The sequence below is a fragment of the Aestuariibaculum sediminum genome (assembly GCF_014596945.1).
Lineage (GTDB): Bacteria > Bacteroidota > Bacteroidia > Flavobacteriales > Flavobacteriaceae > Aestuariibaculum > Aestuariibaculum sediminum.
On the sequence record NZ_JACVXB010000001.1, the window covers coordinates 932,457 to 954,711 of the forward strand.

Consider the following 22,255-nt stretch of genomic DNA (forward strand, 5'->3'; position numbering starts at 1 on the left):
AACATATAAAAATGACAATAGAAATATTTAAAGAAAAATTACAAAAAACTCCCGAATCTGTCGAATTTAATGATACAATGGCCGTTGTTGAAGCAAATTATGAATTTACACCAACCGCTTTTAAAAATGGTGAAATCCAAAATGAAGCCGGACAAAATTCGGGATCTTGTAAATTATTTGCTTTTGCAAAACACCAGAACTTTACAAAAGAAGAAACTTTAGCTTGTTTCGGAAAGTTTTATACACAGGAAGTATTAAACGACCCAAATGGTGCAGGGCATCAAAACATTAGAAATTTTATGAAAACCGGATTCGAAGGCTTAACTTTTGACGGCCAACCTCTAGTTTCTAAATAATACTAATTATTAAAATATTTTAAAACGCTTTGGTATCTTAGAAATACTGAAGCGTTTTTTATTTTGTTACCAATATTTTAAAAAATGTCTTTATTCAGGAAAATATAGAATAAATGCAACACTTAATTGAAAATATAAAGCAATGCACCATTTGTAAAGACAAGTTGCCCCTGAACCCTAGACCAGTTTTTACATTGGATCCTGAATCTAAAATTGTAATAATTGGGCAGGCACCTGGAACAAAGGTGCATACTTCGGGAATTCCTTGGGATGATGCCAGTGGCAAACAATTACGACGTTGGTTAGATGTCAGTTCAGAAGTGTTTTACAACACAAAAAACTTTGCTATTATCCCCATGGGGTTTTGTTATCCGGGTAAAGGAAAGTCGGGTGATTTACCGCCTCGCCCTGAATGTGCTCCGAAATGGCATAACATATTGTTTAATGAATTAAAACATGTAGAATTAATTCTATTAATTGGTATGTATGCGCAAAACTATTATTTGAAAAAAGAGGCGAAGAACACATTAACCGAAACGGTAAAGAATTACAATAGGTATTTGCCTAAATATTTACCCTTACCACATCCTTCACCAAGAAATAGGTTTTGGTTAAATAAAAACCCTTGGTTTGAGTTCGAGGTGGTTCCGGCTTTACAACAAATAGTAAAGGAAATATTATAATTAGAATTTTATAGCAAATCCACTGTAAATACCAATAAAATATGGTTTGAAATCTCCAGAAGTATTACTAAACGTATTAATTTGATACTTGAACATAGGTTCTAAATTAAAGTCTATTTTTCGGGTAACTTTATAATTTAGACCTAAACCAAAATTGGCACTGTAACTCACATCTTTAATATTTGTAGCTTCACCAATATAAGTTCTTGACCCGTTTACAGGTTCTGAATACACGTCATTATTATTTAAAAATAAAGAACTAAATCCGCCAATAACATTTAATCCGAATTTCTTATCGGTAATCGTATATTCTATTTCTAACGGCACTTCTATAAAACCGAAACTTTGGTTTAATGAGGTGTTAAAACTTTTAAAGGTTTCGGGGGTTTTACCAGCTTCAGAAAGATTTTCGGAGCTAATAACCGCAATACCATCATTTGATGAATTACTCACAAAACCACCGCTCGGACTTACATTTTCTAAAGTACTTGAGCTGCTGCTAAATGCTGTAGACTCGTAGACTACAACATTATTGGTGTTGTAACCTAAGTTAACACGATTAACTCCAGAACGAATTCGTAATTTTTTATTGAGGGCATAACTTGCGTTTATACCATAACTCATATTTATTTCTCCGGTTTTGGCATTATTTGTAAACTGCTGGTCTAACGACGAGCCTTCGCCTAGCGAATTAAAATATACAGGAGCAACATTTGGTGTAATACTCCATCGGTTTAATTTCTCTTTCTCTTCGGCAATAGAGTTGCTGCTTTTAATAGCATCTTCAATAGTCAAATTTGTTCCTTTTTCTTGCGGTTTTTCGGGTTTGTTTTCTGCTATGTTTTGGTTTTTAGTGTATTCTTCTTTTATGTTTAGCTCATTTTTTTCGGTGTCATCTGAAAGTTTTGTTTTGTTTGATTCAGATGTGTTAGCTAATAACGTGTTGTTGTTATTGTTCTTTGAAATTTGTGATTCAACATCATGAGGATCCATTTTACCAGTTGTTTCAGTCGAAGATGCTATTTGAACTGGGGTAGATGTTTTTTGTTTTGAATTTAATGTGTTTTGGGTGCTTTTAATTCCATTCGAATTATTATTCAATTCCGCATTTTCATTATTTGCTTCATCCTTTGTTGTATGATCTGAAGCAACCTTAATAGATTCGCTACTAGGTGTATTGATATTAATATTTGTGTTAACGTTTTCAGGAGTTTCCCTTTCAATTGGTTCGGTGGAGAAAAGCTGAATTCCAACAGTTAATAAAAGGGCTATTACAGCAGCACTACCTGCATATTTCCACCAAATAGGAATAATTCTTTTCTTCTTTTTTTCTCCAAGTTTGGCTTCAATATTTTTCCAAACTGCATCACTTGGAGCTACTTCAAAATCTTTAAAGTGTTCCTGAAACAGTCGGTCTATATGTTTTTTATCACTCATATTTTATAATGATTGTAAATTTTGGGATGCTTTATATGCTTCTATAGATTGTACTAATGCTTGTCTGGCTCGAGCCAAATTCGATTTTGATGTACCTATATTTATATCAAGCATCTCAGCGATATCTTTATGAGAATAGCCATCCAGCACGTAAAGGTTAAACACCAAGCGGTACCGATCTGGCAATTCTTGTATGAGTTTTAATAAAAATTCGATGGATATAGTATCTTCATCAATTTCTATTTCTTCATCTTCAATATTTTCTTCTTGAGCAATTTCAAAAACTTTTTCTTTTCGGTATTGCTGTAAAACGGTGTTAACTGTTATGCGTCTTAACCATCCCTCAAAAGATCCTTTATATTTGTATTGATTTATTTTATCGAATATGGTTAAAAAGGCATCTTGTAAATGGTCTTGAGCTTCGGCATAATTGCGCGAATACTTTAAGCACAAAGTGAATAGTTTACCCGAAAAGAGTTTGTATAGTTCACTTTGTGCTCTAGTATCATTTTTTTTACAATGTTCTATGAGTTGATTTAAACTCAAATTAGCCGAATTGTGTTATACTTAGTTTGTTGCCTCTTCTACTACCGGTACTTCATAGGTTAGGTAGATATCATCACCATTTTCATCTTCGCCTTGCCAAAACTTAAAAATGTAAGAGCCATTGCTGGTAACAATAAAGTTAAAGGTAGCATCTTCTGTAAAGTCTTCCAAAGTTTCACAATTGTTATTTTCGTAAACCGTCATAATTGGTGCTACAGTACGCTCATTGTTGTCTTTGGCGTAATACAAATTTCTAAATACGTAACAAGACGTTGGCTTATTGTATGATACAGTAATTGGGTAAGTTTCGCCCAAAACAAATTCCTCTGGAATGTCTACACTTTCTACGGGTAAAATTTCAAAGTAATAGTTGTACTCGTCATTATCTGTATCACAAGAAATAAAGAGCAATAAACTCAAACTAAGTAATAGTAACTTTTTCATAAATAATTTTTAATAACTTTTTCTTTTTTATGCTTTTGTTACTAAGATGCGTTTGAAATTAAAAGGTTGCGTGTAAAAATGAAAAAATCCCGATAAAATCGGGATTTTTTACTGTTATTCATTTTCTGAAGCTGCTTTGGCGACCGCTCTAACTTTCGTTTCGAGTTCTTCCATAAGTTCAGGGTTGTCTTTTATGAGTGTTTTAACGGCATCTCGACCTTGACCAAGTTTGGTGTCTTCGTAACTAAACCAGGACCCGCTTTTCTTCACGATTTCGTTTTCTACGGCTATATCTAAAATTTCACCAACTTTGCTTACACCTTCGCCATACATGATATCGAATTCGGCTGTTTTAAAAGGAGGAGCGACTTTATTTTTAACCACTTTTACACGGGTTTTATTACCAGAAACATCACCATTAGTTTCTTTAATTTGGGTAGAACGGCGAATATCTAAACGCACCGAAGCGTAGAATTTCAAGGCATTACCACCAGTTGTGGTTTCGGGGTTACCAAACATAACACCAATTTTTTCACGTAATTGGTTAATAAATATTACCGTACAATTGGTTTTACTAATTGATGCAGTAAGTTTTCTTAATGCCTGAGACATTAAACGGGCGTGTAATCCCATTTTAGAATCTCCCATTTCACCTTCAATTTCACTTTTTGGTGTTAGGGCTGCTACCGAATCAATAACAACGATGTCAATGGCGCCCGAGCGAATTAAATTATCGGCAATTTCTAAAGCTTGTTCACCGTTATCAGGTTGTGAAATGATTAAGTTTTCTAGATCGACACCTAATTTTTCGGCATAAAATCTATCGAAGGCATGCTCTGCATCAATAAATGCTGCTATACCACCAGCTTTTTGCGCTTCGGCAATGGCATGTAAGGTAAGCGTGGTTTTACCTGACGATTCTGGTCCGTAAATTTCAATAATACGTCCGCGAGGATATCCTCCAACACCTAAAGCAATATCTAAGCCTAAAGAACCCGACGGGATAGCATCAACATCTACAACAGCTTGATCGCTCATTTTCATTACCGTTCCTTTTCCGTAGGCCTTATCTAATTTGTCTAATGTTAGTTTTAGCGCTTTTAATTTCGCTTCTTTTTCGTTGCTCATTCTGTAAAGTATTATTTATCTGAAAATAGTATGCTAAAATACTATAAGTTTTATCATTGCACAATTTTATCACGCAACCTTTTGTTAAAAAATATATCTTATAAATACCAGTTGAATGTTTGTTATAATTATTAATGATGAGATATAAAATTTGGATGTTTTTTTGGTGTCTGTGTTTATTTCCTGTACAACCAGTGAATAAGCTCGTAATATGGTTGGTATTGAAAAAAATGTAAGACACCCCTAAAGTCCCCTTAAGGGGACAGTTCTCTTAGGTGAATTTCAAATTGCCGATTTAAAAATTCAGTTCGAAACGAAAAATCTAACCCTCCCAGTTTATTGTAGGCACGATAAAATTTACCCTGAGCAGTTTGATGTTTTTAATGTTGAAATATTAGCCGATTAAATTATTTTAAAAAAACAACGCAACCTTTTAATGTTATTTGCATCAAGGTAATATACATGGGAATTTTTTGCTATGAAAATGATCTCATTAAACATTTTAAGTTCGACTAACTCAAAATGATTAAAAAAGCGCCCGATTCTGCACATGGGCGCTTTTTTTATGGAGTTGGGCATTGTATTTAAATTGTTTACCTTTGCGCCACAAAAAATAAAATCTTTAACCTTAAAAAATTAGTATAGCATGCAACTGTACAATAAATTAAGTGCTAAAGAGCGAGCAGAATTAATCGATAAAGCAGGAAAAAATCGATTAACGCTTTCTTTTTATCAGTACGCCAAAATTGAAAATCCACAGGAATTTAGAGACCAATTATTTATTGTCTGGAACGCCTTAGATGTTTTAGGTAGAATATATGTCGCTCACGAAGGTATTAACGGCCAATTATCACTTCCGGCCGATCGTTTCAACGAATTTAAAGCACATTTAGACACCATTGAGTTTTTAAAAGATATTCGATTAAATATTGCTGTTGAGCAAGACAATAAATCGTTCTTAAAATTGAAAGTTAAGGTGCGTGAAAAAATTGTTGCCGACGGATTAAACGATGAGACTTTCGATGTAACCAATAAAGGTGTTCATTTAAAGGCGGAAGACTTTAACCGTTTTATTGAAGATGAGAATACCGTACTGGTAGACATGCGAAACCATTACGAAAGTGAAATAGGTCATTTTAAAAATGCCGTGACACCAGATGTTGATACCTTCAGAGAATCTTTAGATATTATTGAAGACGATTTAAAAGATCACAAAGAAGACAAAAACCTGGTTATGTATTGTACTGGTGGTATTCGTTGCGAAAAGGCCAGTGCTTATTTTAAGCATAAAGGCTTTAAAAATGTGTATCAGCTTGAAGGTGGTATTATAGAATATACCCGTCAGGTTAAAGAACAAAACCTAGAGAATAAATTTTTAGGTCAGAATTTTGTGTTCGATGAGCGTCGTGCCGAACGTATTAGCGACGATATTATTGCTAACTGTCACCAATGTGGCGAACCGTTCGATGTGCATACCAATTGTGCTAACGATGCGTGTCATTTGTTGTTTATCCAATGTCCTAAATGTCAGGAAGAAATGGAAAATTGTTGCTCTACAGCTTGTATGGAGATTAATCGTTTGCCATATGAAGAGCAAAAGGCTTTACGCAAAGGTCAAGGAAATAGTAACGATATTTTTAAGAAAGGACGGGCCGATCACTTACCCTACAAAAAGGATTTAAGAAACATATTCGAGCATTTTAAAAAAGAAGACTAGTTTTATCATGCAAAAGATTGAATTAATGGCACCTGCAGGGAATTTCGAATCCTTGCAGGCAGCTTTAGATAATGGTGCAGATTCTGTGTATTTCGGTGTGGAACAGCTTAACATGCGCGCCCGCGCATCCATCAATTTTACATTAGACGATTTGCCAGAAATAGCACAGCGCTGTCAGGAAAAAAATGTTAGAACGTATTTAACTTTAAATACCATTATTTACGATCACGACTTGTCGATTGTAAAAACCTTAATCCAAAAGGCTAAAGATTCTAATATTACGGCAGTCATAGCTATGGATCAAGCGGTTATTATGGCGGCTCGCGACATTGGTATGGAGGTGCATATTTCAACTCAAATTAATATCACCAATATTGAAACGGTTAAGTTTTATGCCATGTTTGCCGATACGATGGTGTTAAGTCGTGAGTTGAGTTTACGCCAGGTTAAAAAAATTACCGATCTAATAGAAAAGGATCAAATAAAAGGCCCTTCAGGGAATTTAGTTGAAATTGAAATTTTCGGTCATGGTGCTTTATGTATGGCGGTTTCAGGAAAATGTTATTTGAGTTTACATTCGCATAATTCTTCTGCAAACAGAGGGGCGTGTAAACAAAACTGCCGAAAAAAATATACAGTTATCGATCAGGAATCTGGTTTCGAAATAGAGCTGGATAACGAATACATGATGTCGCCAAAAGATTTATGTACCATCGATATTTTAGATCAGGTTGCCGATGCAGGTATAAAAGTATTGAAAATTGAAGGACGCGGCCGTGCACCAGAATATGTAGCAAAGGTTATTAAATGTTATCGTCAGGCAATTGATAGCTTAGAGCAAGGCAGTTTCGATAAAGGAAAAGTGGTGACCTGGATGCAAGAGTTGGAAAAAGTATATAATCGCGGATTCTGGAATGGTTATTACTTAGGGCAAAAATTAGGTGAGTGGAGTAAAGGCACAGGATCTCATGCAACCCAAAAGAAGGTTTACATAGGCAAAGGCTCTCATTATTTCCCAAAAGCTCAAATTGGTGAGTTTAAAATTGAAGCTTTCGATGTATCTGTTGGCGATACCATTTTAGTTACTGGACCAACCACGGGAGCAAAAGAAGTTGAAGTGGCTCAAATGCTAGTAAACGACGAACCATTAAACAAAGCTTCAAAAGGCGATTCAGTTACCATTCCGTTAGGTTTCAGAATTCGACCTTCAGATAAATTATATAAAATTGTTGAAAATAAAGTAGAGGCATAATGGTTGTTGTTACCTTACAACGCAACAAATGTATTGGTTGTAATTATTGTGTGGAGCTGGCGCCTAATCAGTTTCAAATGTCTAAAAAGGATGGGAAATCGGTGCTGCTAAAAAGTGTCGATAAAAAAGGTTTTCATACTATAAAATCTAACGATTATACCATATTAGAAGACTGCGAACATGCAGCAAAAGCCTGTCCGGTAAAAATAATTGATGTAAAATCTGTATAAGTTTGTGGCGTATTTCATCTAATTGTTAATAAGTGTTTTCCTGTGTGTTCGATAACGCAAATTGAGTTTTATATATTTGGCTAGTACCCCTAATTTAATATTAAAATATGCTAACAAAAGATTTTAGTATTGGCTTATTAATCATGCAATTAATAGGATTTATGGCGATAGCCTTTATAGTGTTTTTACTATACCGGCTCTATAAATTTTTAAAGAAAAACACATAATACAAATAACAAGAAAACCCATTGCAATAGTAGTGGGTTTTTTAGTTCTAAAGCGTTGTAATATTAAAAATAGCAAGGGTTCTTGCATCCAACTAAAAAATACTATCTTTACCTTTTAGAAATACACTTTAACATTCATTCGCAATAGCTTAATTATTAGCGAATTCAATATATAGAAATTTATGGCTTGTAACAGTTGTTCAACTGGTAAAGATGGTCAACCAAAAGGATGTAAAAATAATGGCACTTGTGGTACCGATAGTTGTAATAAACTAACGGTATTCGATTGGTTGTCAAATATGTCTCTTCCAGGTGGTGAGAAACCGTTTGATTGGGTTGAGGTTCGATTTAAAAACGGTAGAAAAGATTATTATAAAAACACCGAAAATTTAACGCTAAGTATTGGCGATGTTGTAGCCACTCAGGCTCAGGCAGGGCACGATATTGGCATGGTTACCCTTACCGGAGAATTGGTGCGTATTCAAATGAAACGCAAAAATATTTCTGAAACTCCCGACGAAACTTTAAAAATATATCGCAAAGCGAATCAAAAGGATATCGATGTTTGGCAAGCCGCCAGAGATCGCGAAGAACCTATGAAGGTAAAAGCAAGGCAATTTGCTATAGACCTTAAGTTGGAAATGAAAATATCTGATATCGAATTTCAAGGCGATGCCAGTAAAGCCACCTTCTATTATACAGCCGAAGAACGTGTTGACTTTCGTGAGTTAATTAAAGTTTTTGCCCGCGAATTTCGTACACGTATTGAAATGAAACAGGTAGGATTTCGTCAGGAAGCTGCCAGACTTGGTGGCATTGGTTCTTGCGGTCGCGAGTTGTGTTGTTCAACTTGGTTAACCGATTTCCGTTCGGTAAGCACATCGGCGGCACGTTACCAACAGTTATCATTAAATCCGCAAAAATTGGCGGGTCAATGTGGTAAATTGAAATGCTGTTTAAATTATGAATTGGATACGTATCTCGATGCGTTAAAGGATTTTCCAAAGTCTGAAATAAAATTACAAACCGAAAAAGGCGTAGCCATTTGTCAGAAAACCGATATTTTTAAAGGGTTTATGTGGTATGCTTATGAAGGTGAATGGATTAATTGGCATAAAATTACCACCGAGCAAGCTAACGAAATAATTGCCTTAAATAAGGAAAATAAAAAAATTGCGAGTCTTGAGGAGTATGCAGCCGATGTCATTTCGGATACTAAATCGGAGTTTGAAAACGTTGTAGGTCAGGATAGTTTAACGCGTTTCGATAGTCCAAAACCAAATAAAAAACGTAAAAATAGTAGAAGCAGAAATAAAACCCGCAATACTAAAAGTAAAGGGAAAGCACCTGCTAAAGGTACGTCTGGTAATAATGACAACTCTGGACCAAAAAAGCAAGGGCCTAAAAATGCTGGAGCTAAAGGTTCGAATTCTAAAAATACTGGAGGTAATAAAAATAAATCCAGAAATAATAATAGATCAAAAAATAACAGAAAACCTCAAAATCAAAAGAATAAAGATGCCACAAAGTAATGTCATGTTATTTTTAGTCATGCTCGTTGTAACCGTAGTGTCTTGTGATTCAAATCGTGTTTTCGACCAGTATGAGTCTATTCCAAATAGATGGCATAAAGATTCTATTGTTAGTTTTGATTTCACACCGCCAGACTCTACAAATGCCTATAATTTATTTGTAAATCTTAGAAATACAAATGCTTATAAATACAATAATTTATTTTTAATTGTTGAAATGAATTTTCCTCATGGGAAAACGGTTACAGATACTTTAGAGTACCGTATGGCTGACCCTTCTGGAAAGCTTTTAGGAACTGGAATAACCGATATAAAGGAAAATAAACTGTGGTATAAAGAAGGCGTGGTTTTCAACGAAGCAGGAACATATCAGGTCAATATACAACAGGCTATGCGCGAAAATGGCAAGGTTAATGGTGTGGTAGAACTTGAAGGCATAACCGATGTTGGTTTTCGTATAGAACATATAAAAAGTATGAATTAAACAAGGTGTTTAAAATCCTCAAATAAGGCACTTTGATAAAACCCTATTTATAATTTAAAAGACACATGGCAACAAAAAAACAAGAAGCAGAACCTACAAACTTCTCGAAATATATACGTTGGTTTTGGATGCTATTTGCAAGTGGAATTCTGGCTGCGGTCTTAATTTTTTTAATGGCCTCTTGGGGCGTTTTTGGTGAAATGCCCGACCACACCGTTCTTGAAAACCCCAGAACAAATCTGGCTACCGAAATTATATCATCGGATGGACAAACCTTAGGTAAATTTTATTTTAACGATAACAGAACACCTGTTGGTTACGACGATTTGCCACAAGATTTAGTAAATGCGCTAATTGCCACCGAAGATGCGCGATACGAACAGCATTCAGGAATTGATGCTTATGGTACTTTGAGAGCCGTTGTAAAAATGGGTAGTGGCGGAGGTGCCAGTACGATTTCGCAACAGTTAGCAAAGCAATTATTTCATGGTGAAGGTTCTAAAAATATCATCGAGCGTATTCTGCAAAAGGTAAAAGAGTGGATTATAGCTATTCGTTTAGAACGCCAGTATACTAAGGAAGAAATTATAGCTCAGTATTTCAATATTTATGATTTCTTAAATAATGCCGATGGCATACGAAGTGCGGCAAGAATATATTTTGGTAAAGAGCCTAAGGATTTAGAATTGAAAGAATCGGCCATGCTGGTCGGTATGTTTAAAAACTCATCATTATATAACCCACGCGTGAGAGAAGAGCTAACAAGAAAAAGACGTAATACAGTGCTTTCTCAAATGGAAAAGTATGGGTATATAACATCAGCAGTTAAAGACTCTCTGCAAAAAACAGATTTAGATATTCATTACACACCCGAATCGCACAGAGAAGGTATTGCTACTTATTTTAGAGGCTATTTGGATAGTTTTATGAAAGAATGGATAAAAGATAATCCAAAACCAGATGGGACAAAATGGAATTTGTATAATGATGGTTTAAAGATTTACACGACTATCGATTCCAGAATGCAGCAATATGCCGAGGATGCTGTGCAAAGGCATATGGCTAAACTTCAGAAAGAGTTTTTTCATCAAAATACACCAGAGCGCAATCCAACAGCGCCATTTTTAGATTTAACAAAAGGAGCCATTGATACTTTAATGCGAAACAGTATGCGACAATCGGAGCGCTGGCGACATATGAAATATGATTTAAAGAAATCGAATAAAGAAATTGAAGCCTCTTTTCATAAGCCCATACAGATGTCGGTATTTGCATGGAAAGACGGACAGCCATCAGAAATCGATACGATTATGAAGCCTATCGATTCTATGCGTTATTACAAATCGTTTTTACGTACTGGTATGATGTCTATGGATCCAAGTACAGGACATGTAAAGGCCTGGGTTGGAGGAATGAATTATAGACATTTCCAATACGATATGGTGAAACAAGGAAAGCGTCAGGTGGGATCTACATTTAAACCTTTTGTTTACGCCACAGCGGTAGATCAGTTGCATTTATCGCCGTGCGATGAGTTTCCTAATACGCCTTTCTGTATTGAAAAAAACAAATATGGAAACCCTGAAGATTGGTGTCCTAAAAATTCCGACGGAAAATATGGAGGCAGTATGACTTTAAAAAATGCCTTAGCAGGATCTGTAAATACAATTACAGCACGTTTAATGGATAAAGTTGGTCCCGAAACCGTTCGTGATTTAGTAGAAAAATTAGGCGTAGAATCAGATATTCCAGCAGTACCATCAATTGCATTAGGAACTCCCGATTTAAGTGTTTATGAAATGGTAGGAGCCTATGCGACCTTCGCTAATAAAGGTGTATATACCAAGCCTGTTATGGTTACCACTATCGAAGATAAAAACGGAACTATTTTGTATCAATTTAAGCCCGAAACGCGTGATGTTGTTGGTGAAGAAACAGCTTATGTTACCGTAAAACTTTTAGAAGGCGTAACGCGTGGTGGTTCAGGAACTAGATTACGCGGTAACTGGGGTGTAAACAATCAGGTGTATAAAGAAGTAATTACTGGATATCCATATGAATTCGAAAATCCGATAGCAGGTAAAACAGGAACTACTCAAAATCAAAGCGATGGTTGGTTTATGGGCATGGTACCTAATCTGGTAACTGGTGTTTGGGTTGGTGGTGAAGATCGCTCTGTGCATTTTAAAACCATTACATACGGGCAAGGAGCAACCATGGCGCTGCCTATTTGGGGTATGTATATGAAAAGTTGTTACGCCGATGAAACACTAAATATCTCTAAAGGAGATTTTGAAGCGCCAGAAAATTTATCGATTAATGTGGATTGTTCGCTAGTTGAAACTAAAGAAACGGTTGTAGATGATGAACCTGAAACGCCAGACGATTTAGAATTTTAGCGAATATTAATAATATTTTAAAAAACCCATTCAATTTTTTGAATGGGTTTTTTATTTCATAATAATTTGCTCATATCCTTTCGTTATTCGTAAATTTATACTGCTAAAACTAATAATAATGATAAATAAGAAAGTAGCTAATATTACTGAAGCATTGGAAGGCGTATCGGATGGTATGACCTTTATGTTAGGTGGGTTTGGACTTAGTGGTATTCCAGAAAATGCTATTGCCGAATTAGTAAAACGAGGTATAAGTGGGCTTACCTGTATTTCCAATAATGCTGGAGTTGATGATTTTGGTCTGGGGTTATTACTTCAAAAGCGACAAATAAAAAAGATGATATCTTCTTATGTGGGCGAAAACGAAGAATTTGAACGTCAAATGCTCTCAGGTGAGCTTGAAGTGGAACTCATCCCGCAAGGAACATTGGCCGAGCGATGTAGAGCAGCACAAGCAGGTATTCCTGCCTTTTACACTCCTGCTGGCTATGGAACGGAAGTAGCTGAAGAGAAAGAAACTCGGGAGTTTAACGGTAAGATGTACGTATTAGAACATGCTTTTAAAGCAGATTTCGCTTTTGTAAAAGCGTGGAAAGGAGATGAGGCCGGAAACCTAATATTTAAAGGAACTGCACGTAATTTTAATCCTGTAATGTGTGGTGCTGCCAAAATAACTGTAGCTGAGGTTGAGGAAATGGTTCCTTTAGGCCAACTTGATCCTAATCAAATTCATATTCCAGGCATTTTTGTACAACGAATTATTCAAGGAACACATTACGAAAAACGCATAGAACAGCGAACCGTGAGACAAAGAAGTTCAGAAAATTAAAGTCAACTAAAGTTTAAAGCTATTCTAAGCTTTAAGCATCTTAAATAAGATAAATATGTTAGATAAAACTGGTATAGCACAGCGAATAGCTAAAGAAGTAAAAGATGGGTATTATGTGAATTTAGGCATAGGTATCCCAACTTTAGTTGCCAATTATGTGCGCAATGATATTGAGGTCGAGTTTCAAAGTGAAAATGGAGTATTAGGGATGGGACCTTTTCCTTTTGAAGGTGAAGAAGATGCTGATGTTATTAATGCTGGAAAGCAAACCATAACGACCTTGCCTGGGGCAAGTTTTTTTGATTCGGCTTTGAGTTTCTCTATGATTCGCGGTCAACATGTCGATTTAACTATTTTGGGAGCTATGGAAGTGGCAGAAAATGGTGATATTGCCAATTGGAAAATACCTGGGAAAATGGTGAAAGGTATGGGCGGTGCCATGGATTTAGTAGCGAGTGCTGAAAATATAATCGTCGCCATGATGCATACCAATAGAGCAGGAGAATCTAAGTTGCTTAAAAGGTGTTCTTTGCCTTTAACAGGTGTGGCTTGCGTAAAAAAAATAGTAACTAACCTTGCCGTTATTGAGGTAACTTCCAAAGGATTTAAACTTTTGGAACGCGCTCCAGGAGTATCTGTCGATGATATAAAAAACGCAACCGAAGGCACACTTCTTATTGAAGGCGATATTCCTGAAATGGCTTTTTAATTGTAGGAAAGTGTTGTAGGGTATTATGTGAAATGTTAAAATTAAATGCATTTCATCGAATATATTGTGTTTTTTAACGATAAAACTAAAAAATATTCGATATTAGTCATCCCTAATCAACCAAATTTAAATAATTGTTTAACCCAAATTTACCATAAATTTAACGCTTATGAAATTGGATTCAAATCTACCTGAACAATCTACTTTATCAGAGAGTAAATTCAAAGAGACTTTGCGAGAGAATTTTCGGTTTTTCAAGAGTTTACTCTATTTAACGAAAAAAGTGTTTATGTTATAAACCTTTTGGAATTGCCTCTATTAATTTTTTAGTGTAAGCAGAATTGGGTGTGTTGTATATTAAATCAGCATCACCCAATTCTTCTATTTTACCTTCATTCATTACCAATAATTGATCGGACATATATTTTACCACGGCCAAATCGTGTGAAATAAAAATATAAGTAAATCCAAAATCTTCCTTTAGTTCGTTTAATAGATTTAAAACCTGCGCTTGAACCGATATGTCCAATGCCGAAACCGATTCGTCGCAAACAATAAGTTTGGGCTGCAAAGCTATCGTTCTAGCTATGCCTATGCGTTGGCGTTGGCCTCCGGAAAATTCATGCGGATAACGGTTAAAGTGGTCCATTGTTAACCCCACGCGTTCTAATATTTCAATAACTTTGGCTTTTCGTTCGGCATTCGATTTATATAAGCGATGTACTTCCATAGGTTCCAAAATGGCTTCGCCAACCGGTATTCTGGGGTTTAATGACGAATATGGATCCTGAAATATAATTTGAATTTCTTTGCGGAGGGTTTTTATATCTCTATTAGAAAGTTGAGTAATATCAGTACCCTTATAAATAATCTGCCCCGCCGTTGCTTTATCTAATTGAAGAATTGCATTTCCTAAAGTCGATTTTCCACAACCAGATTCACCAACTAAACCTAGCGTTTCACCTTCATAGAGTTTAAAACTTACTTTATTTACTGCTTTAAACACAGAAGGTTTGCTAAACCACCCGCTATTGGAGATATATTCCTTTTCAATATTTATTATTTCTAATAAAGGGGGTTTACTATATATGGCATCATGCTTTTTTTGGCGCTCACTGCTGCTTATTATTGCGTGATCTGTAGTGCCTTCTAGATAATCTTTAATCGTTGGTAAAACCTTTAATCTTGTATCGAGCGAAGGTCGCGCGTTTATAAGCGCTTTTGTGTACAAGTGTTCCGGATTTTTAAATATGGATTGTACATTTCCTTGTTCTACAATATCGCCTTTATACATAACTAATACACGGTTGGCAATTTCCGATATTAGTGATAAATCGTGAGTAATAAATAAGACGCTCATTTTGGTTTTAAGCTGAAGCTCCTTAATGAGTTTTATAATGTCTTTTTGCACCGTAACATCGAGTGCTGTCGTTGGTTCGTCGGCAATTAAAATATCAGGTTTACAGCTAATGGCCATGGCAATCATTACCCGCTGCTTTTGTCCGCCCGAAATTTCATGCGGATAGGCATTAAATACACGTGATGGGTTTGGGAGTTTTACGTGTTCAAAAAGTATTAAGGTTTCATCCTTCGCCTCTTTTTTTGTTAGGGTTGTATGTTGTAACAGTATTTCCTGAACCTGTTTTCCGCAAGTCATAGAAGGATTTAGAGAACTCATGGGTTCCTGAAAAATCATCGCAATTTTTTTACCTCGAATAAGCTGAAATGCTTTAGAAGATATTTTGGATAAATCTACATTATTAAAAATAATTTGTCCAGATGTAATTTTTGAAATTTTAGCAGGCAACAATCCTAAAATAGCTAATGAAGACACCGATTTACCAGAACCCGATTCCCCAACAATACCTAAAATTTCATTTTCGAACAACTCATAAGAAATATTGTGAATCACTTCATTTTTTCCAAAGGAAATACTTAGGTTTTCAACTTTTAAAATCGGGTTTTCTTTCATTTATATATGAATAATTTCATCGTCGGTTAGTAGTTCATCGCCTCGTAATCGTAAAAATATTTGCGCTACGGCAATGGTGTCTTTTTCACAATAAATAACAATGCGATCTATTTCGTTTTCTTCATAATACACGCGATAGACTTCACTGCCATCAATATCATCTTTAGGTGAAGGTACGCCTAAAACATTAGTAAGAAGTTTTAGCGATGTATAACTTTTAAAATCGCCAAATTTCCAAAGTTCCAGAGTATCGATGTGAGGTACTTCCCAGGGTTTTTTTCCAAATAGATTTAGTTTGTGAGGTAATTCAATACCATTAATAATCATACGGCGCGCAATATAAGGGAAGTCAAACTCTTTGGCGTTATGGCCGCAAAGTAAATGATAAGGGGTGTTAAAATGCGTATTTAATAAATTTTTAAAATCTTTCAGTAGTGTAACTTCATCCCCAAAAAATGAGGTGACTCTAAATGTTCGGATATCCCCTTTAAAAGCAAAATATCCTACTGAAATACAAACTATCTTTCCAAATTCAGCCCAAATACCAGCACGATCGTAAAATTCTTCGGCAGTAAAATCATCTTTTCTTTGGTATTGCGATTTTTGTTCCCATAGCGCTTGTTTGGTTTCATCTAAATCACTGAAATGTTGTGTTTCGGGTACCGTTTCAATATCTAGAAATAGTATATTTTCTAAGTTGATTTTTGAGATCATTCATTTAACATTTTGTAGGCTTCTTCAATATAAATACTTATGTCTTTTGTGAATTGACCAACCCCTTCATCAGGTGATTTTCTGTGGCCTAATCGTACAATCATCACATTGTCATCTGGTTGTACAATAACATATTGTCCAAGATGGCCGCGCATCATAAAAAAGTGTTTTCCAATAACGTCTTTCATCCACCAGCCGTAACCGTATTCTGGACTTTCTTTAAATCGAGGTGTTACACTTTTTACAGCATAAGCAGAGTCCAGTAATTGCTGGCCATTCCATTTTCCGTAGTCTTTATATAATTTTCCAAAACGAGCAAAATCTCTCGCATTACTCGAAATGCAGCAAAAAGCTTTGGCGAGTTTATGCTTGCTGTCGTCTAATTGCCATAAGGCGTCATCACTGGCACCCATAGGTTCCCAAAAACTTTCTGAAAGGTAACTTGATAATGATTTACCAGTGGCTTTTTGTATTATCATACCAAGTAACTGGGTGTTTCCGCTTAAATATTTAAATGTTTTACCAGGTTCTTCAACCACTTTTTGGTTAAGGATGGTTTCGGCTAAATCGTCGTCGTAATTAGCACGCGCGGTTACTGAAAAAGGACTCGTATAATGCTCGACCCAATCTAACCCTGAAGCCATCGAAGCTAAATCGCCAACGGTGGTTTTGGCATAGTCGTATTGAGGGTAATAATCGCTTATGGGTTGGTCTAAACTCTTAATATATCCATCCATTATGGCTTTACCTAACAGGGTTGTAGTAATACTTTTAGCCATAGAAAAGGAGTTTGTTTTAGAGTGTTCGTTAAAACCATCGTAATACTTTTCAAACCAAATACTATCATTTTTAAAAATCAAGAAGGCAATTGTGCCCCAATCGTTGTTTACGGTAGCAAGTTTATTTGTTGGCTCTACACTGTTGTAGGCGCTATGAATTGGCCAGGCATCGGTATGATTTCCTGCTTTTATAGTGTCGTTTTCAAAATAAGGATAGTCATCAATAAAAGCTGTTTTGTGCCCTGTTAGATATACTATTTTAGCACCTCGAATAATATATCCGTAATCAAATATGTAAAGTAAAAGAATGATTAAAGTGAGGGAAATGGCTGTCCATTTAAGTATTTTTTTTAGGAATTTCATGCTTTTGGGTTTAACTGAAATAAATATAGAAAATATTTTGAGGAATATGACTCCCAAATTTAACGAGCTATAAATAAGGTAACATTAAAATAGGCTTTGTTGTTTGTTTGGGTTTTCGTGTTCCAGTAACCATTTTTTACGGTGTAATCCTCCTGCATAACCCGTGAGACTGCCGTCTGAACCAATAACCCGGTGGCAGGGAATTATAATCCATATTGGATTTTTACTGTTTGCATTTGCTACAGCGCGAATGGCTTTAATATCACCTAATTGTTTTGAAAGTTCCAGATAAGACAGGGTTTTTCCAAATGGAATTTGTTGTAATAAGTTCCAAACTGATTTTTGAAAATCCGTTCCTTGCGGATTAAGTTTTAAGTTAAATTGTTTTCTAGTGCCGGCAAAGTATTCCAGTAATTGATTTTTGCAATCTTCCAGGACGATTGGGATGTCTTTTGAAATTGTAACATTTTCGTTTAAAACAGAAACGGAAGAAACCCCATGTTTATTACCTGTAATTTTAGTGCACCCTAAAGGTGTATTAATAATACAGGTTTCCATGTGTTTTATTTACCGTCCTCAATAATGCCTAAGCGTTTTGCTCTGGCCTCCCAGCTTTTTCTTGCTAAATGCTGCAAGTCGGAAACATTATCGCTTTCATCCATAATTTCAAGTCCTAGTAGGGTTTCAATAACATCTTCAACTGTAACAATACCACTTACCGAACCATACTCATCAACAACTAAAGCCATATGGTTTCTGCTTTCAATAAGCTGTTCAAAAAGGGTTGGAATAGGTAAACTTCGGGAAACAACAATAATATTCCTTTTGAGCTCAGATAATTTTTTAGTGCCGTTATCTAATGCCATTTCTTTAAAAACATCATCTTTTAAAACGAGTCCTTTAATATTATCTTGGTCATGTGAATATATAGGAATTCTTGAAAAGCGAAGATTTAGATTTTTTTTGAAGAAGGCTTCAACAGTTGTACTTTCATTTTCAATTTTCATGACCGTTCTAGGTGTCATGATGTCTTTAGCAAATACTTCCTTAAAGGTTAATAAATTTTTAATCACCTTACTTTCGCTTTCCTGAAAAACACCTTCTTCATGTGCTATTTCTGTCATGGCCATAAAGCTTTCACGATTTAAAACACTGCCATGACCTTTACCACCTATAAGTTTTGTAGTAAGCTGTAACAACCATAAAAGACCAGTCCATTTTAATGGAAAAATTAAAACAGTAAGTGCTTTTGCAGTAAAATTAGCCAGATTTTTCCAATAGGTTGCTCCTATGGTTTTTGGAATAATTTCAGAAGCGATTAAAATCAGTAAAGTCATTATTGCTGAAACAACGCCAACAGTATTTATGCCAAATAGCTCTATTTTATAAGGTAATTTTTCGGCTTGTATACCAACCATCATAGCTCCAATTGTATGAGCAATGGTGTTAAGAGTTAATATTGAAATTAAAGGCTTGTCTACATCTTTTTTGAGGGCTTCCAAGGTGTAGGCGTACTCCTTTCTTTCTTGTTTTTTAAGGTTGATAAATGTTGGAGTAACACTTAGTAGTACCGCTTCTAGAATGGAACATAAAAAGGAAAAGAAAATAGAAATTGTTGCCCAAAAAATTAGTGCGCTCATAAATAAGATATCGTTTTTTACGAAGTTACAAAATCTGAAATTGTAACTGAGTTTAAATTTAATTTAAAGCTTGATAGAAAACTTGTTGCAAGGCCTGTCTAATGTTTAAGTTGTAAAGATTACGATTTTCTCGTGTTGGATAGACCCGGTTTGAGAGAAATATAAATACAAGTTGGTTTTCTGGGTCTGCCCAGACAAAAGTTCCTGTAAACCCCGAATGACCGAAACTTTTAGTGCTCGATTCTGGAGCAGGATAAGCTTTGTTAATTGGTAGTAGATTGTTGCCAATTAAAGGCTTGTCGAACCCTAAACCACGATGATTATTGTTTTCGGGGTATTGAATACGAATAAATTCATTAACTGTACTTTCTTTTAAATACCGCTTATTATCATATAAACCTTTTTGCAAATACATTTGCATAATAATAGCAAGATCTTTAGCTGTGCCAAATAAGCCGGCATTACCCGAAATACCACCAAATATAGCGGCATTTTCGTCATGCACCCAACCCTTAGTTAATTGTTTTCTAAATATTGAATCGTGTTCTGTTGGAACAATAGCATTGTTGTAGTGGTTTAAACTTGGGATAAAGCTAAGTGTTTCGCAATTTAATGGCATGTAAAAATGCTCCTGAAGATACTCGTAATATGGTGTTCCTGAAATTTTTGTTATTAGTTCAGGATAAATTAATGAAGCCAACCCAGAGTATAAATAGGTTTTTTTAGGCTCTACTTTAGAATGTTTTATGGATCTAAAAATATGTTTCTTAAAACGCTTGTTAATATAAATACCGGGGTAGGCTTCTAAATTATATCGTTTTGTGCGTTTTTGTTTTACAAAACGCTTTTTTAGCTTGCCATCCTTTAACATGACATCATTCATAAATGAAATATAAGGTTGTAATCCCGCTTGATGAGCTAACAATTCTCTAAGTGTAATGTCCTTTTTATCTTTTACATGACGCCATGATTTCCAATAATCACTGAAGGGTTTGTCTAAATCGAGTTTTCCTTCCTCATATAATTTCATTAGTGCCGGTAGAGGACCAATAATTTTAGTTATTGATGCCAGGTCATATATGTCGTTTAGGGCTACAGGCGTTTCGTTGTTATAAGTATGAAAGCCATATGCTTGATGAAATATGATGTGACCTTGCTTAGCTACTAACAATTGCGCTCCAGGGAAAGCTTTAGCCTGAATTCCTAGAAGCATTATAGAGTCTACCTCTGCTTGTACTCGTTTTTAGTTTAATCCAGTTAATTCCAAGTTGCTATAGGTAAGCTGTCCGAAAGTAAGCTGAAAGGAAATAGATGCAATAATTAAAAACAGTCCTTTTCTCATCTATTAGTAATCAACTATTATGAGATAAGCTTAACGACATCTTTAGCAAAATAACTTGCTATAATATCGCCGCCAGCACGTTTAATAGCTGTTACCTGCTCCATCATAACGGCATCATGGTCTAACCAGCCTTTTTCCGCAGCCGCCTTTAGCATAGCGTATTCTCCAGATACCTGATAAACAGCAACAGGTACATCAACGGCATTTTTTATGTCACGAACTATGTCTAAATAACACAAGCCAGGTTTTACCATTACAATATCGGCACCTTCATCAATATCCATTTCGGTTTCCCGAATGGCTTCAATACGGTTGGCATAATCCATTTGATACGTTTTTTTGTCTTTTGGAATATCTACTATATCAACTGGGGCAGAATCTAATGCATCTCGAAAAGGTCCATAAAAAGCTGAAGCATATTTTGCCGAATAGCTCATAATTCCTGTATTGGTAAATCCTTCATCTTCCAGTAATTCTCGCATTTGAATAATGCGACCGTCCATCATGTCGCTTGGAGCAACGAAATCGGCACCAGCAATGGCGTGAGATACCGCCATTTCAGAAAGTACTTCGGAAGTTGGATCATTTAAAATCATGCCGTTTTCGATAATACCATCGTGTCCGTAAGCTGAGTAAGGATCCAGTGCTACATCAGTCATGACTAGCATCTCGGGGCAGGCATTTTTTACTGTTTTTATGGCACGTTGCATTAATCCGTTAGGGTTTAAGGCTTCGGTTCCTTTATTATCCTTTAAATTATCGGGTACTTTTACAAATAATAGAACCGATTTTAAACCTAAATTCCAAAGTGTTTTTACTTCTTGTTCCAGTAAATCTAAACTGTAGCGGAAGTAGTTTGGCATCGAAGCAATCTCCTCTTTTACGCCTTTACCTTCAACCACAAATAGTGGCACAAGAAAATCGTTTGGAGTAATTATCGTTTCTCTTACTAAGCTTCTAATGGCTTCGCTTGTTCTTAATCGTCTATTTCTTCTTAACGGATACATATAAATAAGTTAAAGGTGCAAATTTAAAAGTTTAAAATTCAATAAAAGGATGAAGTTGAAAATTTGGACTAAATTAATTACTTAACCCTAAATATTTCCAAACATTAGATGTTTTCACAAAAGCTGATTTTTCATGAATAACGTCTACTTTTCCTTGTTCGAAAAAATAAGCATTAAAAGTAACAGTGCCTTCGGTGTCTGAGGCTTGACCAAAAGATGTTTCTAAAACCTCTAGTTTTATCCATTGCACCGATTTGGCCCATTTTACAATGGCCTTTTTTTCTTTTACAGGGCGTGTTGAAGCATGATGAGTCAGCATTAAATAATCCCCGTTTGCTAAAACAAATGCGCTATAACGCGAACGCATGAGTTGTTCTGCTGTTTCTGTTTTTCCACCATTTTTATGAAAAATTTCACAGCAGGCTTCGTATGGTTTTGTATTTCCGCAGTAGCAATCCATTATAA

At 35.5% G+C, this 22,255-nt stretch carries 22 protein-coding genes; 10 read left to right on the top strand and 12 right to left on the bottom strand.

The features are described from left to right. The first annotated feature begins 11 nt into the window (after positions 1 to 11). Both ICJ83_RS04275 and ICJ83_RS04280 read left to right on the top strand, forming a co-directional pair. Positions 12 to 356 (top strand): HopJ type III effector protein, encoded by a 345-nt coding sequence (locus ICJ83_RS04275; RefSeq protein ID WP_188229104.1) that lies wholly within the window; start codon positions 12 to 14, stop codon positions 354 to 356. A 113-nt stretch (positions 357 to 469) separates the two neighbouring features. After that, on the top strand, positions 470 to 1,039 hold the full coding sequence (locus tag ICJ83_RS04280; RefSeq protein WP_188229105.1) for a uracil-DNA glycosylase family protein: 570 nt from the start codon (positions 470 to 472) through the stop codon (positions 1,037 to 1,039). Here ICJ83_RS04280 and ICJ83_RS04285 read toward each other — a convergent pair whose 3' ends face one another. From ICJ83_RS04285 to recA, 4 genes are all read right to left on the bottom strand, one after another. Next, entirely contained in the window at positions 1,040 to 2,476 is a 1,437-nt protein-coding gene (locus ICJ83_RS04285) for a hypothetical protein (protein ID WP_188229106.1), read from the bottom strand. A 3-nt stretch (positions 2,477 to 2,479) separates the two neighbouring features. Next, on the bottom strand, positions 2,480 to 3,022 hold the full coding sequence (locus ICJ83_RS04290; protein ID WP_188229107.1) for an RNA polymerase sigma factor: 543 nt from the start codon (positions 3,020 to 3,022) through the stop codon (positions 2,480 to 2,482). A 21-nt stretch (positions 3,023 to 3,043) separates the two neighbouring features. Then, the gene (locus ICJ83_RS04295) at positions 3,044 to 3,466 is read right to left on the bottom strand and encodes a hypothetical protein (RefSeq protein ID WP_188229108.1); all 423 of its coding nucleotides are present in this window, start codon (positions 3,464 to 3,466) and stop codon (positions 3,044 to 3,046) included. Positions 3,467 to 3,580: 114 nt separating this feature from the next. After that, positions 3,581 to 4,594: a recombinase RecA gene (gene recA / locus ICJ83_RS04300; RefSeq protein WP_188229109.1), complete on the bottom strand. Its 1,014-nt coding sequence runs from the start codon at positions 4,592 to 4,594 to the stop codon at positions 3,581 to 3,583. A gap of 646 nt (positions 4,595 to 5,240) precedes the next feature. Between recA and trhO the strand changes: the two genes are divergently transcribed. The 8 genes from trhO (at position 5,241) to ICJ83_RS04340 (ending at position 13,973) form a co-directional block, all read left to right on the top strand. Next, entirely contained in the window at positions 5,241 to 6,311 is a 1,071-nt protein-coding gene (gene trhO / locus ICJ83_RS04305) for an oxygen-dependent tRNA uridine(34) hydroxylase TrhO (RefSeq protein WP_188229110.1), read from the top strand. Positions 6,312 to 6,318: 7 nt separating this feature from the next. Further along, on the top strand, positions 6,319 to 7,563 hold the full coding sequence (locus ICJ83_RS04310; RefSeq protein ID WP_188229111.1) for a peptidase U32 family protein: 1,245 nt from the start codon (positions 6,319 to 6,321) through the stop codon (positions 7,561 to 7,563). Beyond that, positions 7,563 to 7,793 carry a ferredoxin gene (locus ICJ83_RS04315; protein ID WP_188229112.1) on the top strand — a complete coding sequence of 77 codons (231 nt, stop codon included), beginning with the start codon at positions 7,563 to 7,565 and terminating at the stop codon, positions 7,791 to 7,793. The genes ICJ83_RS04310 and ICJ83_RS04315 overlap by 1 nt, the downstream gene beginning before the upstream one ends. A 409-nt stretch (positions 7,794 to 8,202) precedes the next feature. After that, positions 8,203 to 9,552 carry a PSP1 domain-containing protein gene (locus ICJ83_RS04320; RefSeq protein ID WP_188229113.1) on the top strand — a complete coding sequence of 450 codons (1,350 nt, stop codon included), beginning with the start codon at positions 8,203 to 8,205 and terminating at the stop codon, positions 9,550 to 9,552. Further along, positions 9,539 to 10,036 (top strand): gliding motility lipoprotein GldH, encoded by a 498-nt coding sequence (locus ICJ83_RS04325; protein WP_188229114.1) that lies wholly within the window; start codon positions 9,539 to 9,541, stop codon positions 10,034 to 10,036. The genes ICJ83_RS04320 and ICJ83_RS04325 overlap by 14 nt, the downstream gene beginning before the upstream one ends. Before the next feature lie 65 nt (positions 10,037 to 10,101). After that, positions 10,102 to 12,435 (top strand): penicillin-binding protein 1A, encoded by a 2,334-nt coding sequence (locus ICJ83_RS04330; protein WP_188229115.1) that lies wholly within the window; start codon positions 10,102 to 10,104, stop codon positions 12,433 to 12,435. Positions 12,436 to 12,553: 118 nt separating this feature from the next. Next, positions 12,554 to 13,264, top strand: coding sequence for a CoA transferase subunit A (locus tag ICJ83_RS04335; RefSeq protein ID WP_188229116.1), 711 nt, complete (start codon positions 12,554 to 12,556; stop codon positions 13,262 to 13,264). Positions 13,265 to 13,319: 55 nt separating this feature from the next. Continuing rightward, positions 13,320 to 13,973 (top strand): 3-oxoacid CoA-transferase subunit B, encoded by a 654-nt coding sequence (locus ICJ83_RS04340; RefSeq protein WP_188229117.1) that lies wholly within the window; start codon positions 13,320 to 13,322, stop codon positions 13,971 to 13,973. Positions 13,974 to 14,265: 292 nt separating this feature from the next. Here ICJ83_RS04340 and ICJ83_RS04345 read toward each other — a convergent pair whose 3' ends face one another. From ICJ83_RS04345 to ICJ83_RS04380, 8 genes are all read right to left on the bottom strand, one after another. Beyond that, the gene (locus ICJ83_RS04345; RefSeq protein WP_188229118.1) at positions 14,266 to 15,945 is read right to left on the bottom strand and encodes an ABC transporter ATP-binding protein; all 1,680 of its coding nucleotides are present in this window, start codon (positions 15,943 to 15,945) and stop codon (positions 14,266 to 14,268) included. Beyond that, positions 15,946 to 16,659: a 3'-5' exonuclease gene (locus tag ICJ83_RS04350; protein ID WP_188229119.1), complete on the bottom strand. Its 714-nt coding sequence runs from the start codon at positions 16,657 to 16,659 to the stop codon at positions 15,946 to 15,948. After that, on the bottom strand, positions 16,656 to 17,801 hold the full coding sequence (locus ICJ83_RS04355; protein ID WP_188229120.1) for a serine hydrolase domain-containing protein: 1,146 nt from the start codon (positions 17,799 to 17,801) through the stop codon (positions 16,656 to 16,658). The genes ICJ83_RS04350 and ICJ83_RS04355 overlap by 4 nt, the downstream gene beginning before the upstream one ends. Positions 17,802 to 17,885: 84 nt before the next feature. Beyond that, positions 17,886 to 18,359: a methylated-DNA--[protein]-cysteine S-methyltransferase gene (locus tag ICJ83_RS04360; RefSeq protein WP_188229121.1), complete on the bottom strand. Its 474-nt coding sequence runs from the start codon at positions 18,357 to 18,359 to the stop codon at positions 17,886 to 17,888. A 5-nt stretch (positions 18,360 to 18,364) separates the two neighbouring features. Further along, positions 18,365 to 19,441 (bottom strand): CNNM domain-containing protein, encoded by a 1,077-nt coding sequence (locus ICJ83_RS04365; RefSeq protein ID WP_188229122.1) that lies wholly within the window; start codon positions 19,439 to 19,441, stop codon positions 18,365 to 18,367. Between the two features lie 58 nt (positions 19,442 to 19,499). Then, positions 19,500 to 20,654: a serine hydrolase domain-containing protein gene (locus ICJ83_RS04370; RefSeq protein ID WP_188229123.1), complete on the bottom strand. Its 1,155-nt coding sequence runs from the start codon at positions 20,652 to 20,654 to the stop codon at positions 19,500 to 19,502. Between the two features lie 146 nt (positions 20,655 to 20,800). After that, positions 20,801 to 21,790, bottom strand: coding sequence for a porphobilinogen synthase (hemB, locus tag ICJ83_RS04375; RefSeq protein WP_188229124.1), 990 nt, complete (start codon positions 21,788 to 21,790; stop codon positions 20,801 to 20,803). Positions 21,791 to 21,863: 73 nt separating this feature from the next. Further along, a complete protein-coding gene (locus tag ICJ83_RS04380) occupies positions 21,864 to 22,250 on the bottom strand; it encodes a YchJ family protein (protein ID WP_188229125.1) in 387 nt (128 codons plus the stop codon). Positions 22,251 to 22,255 lie beyond the last annotated feature (5 nt).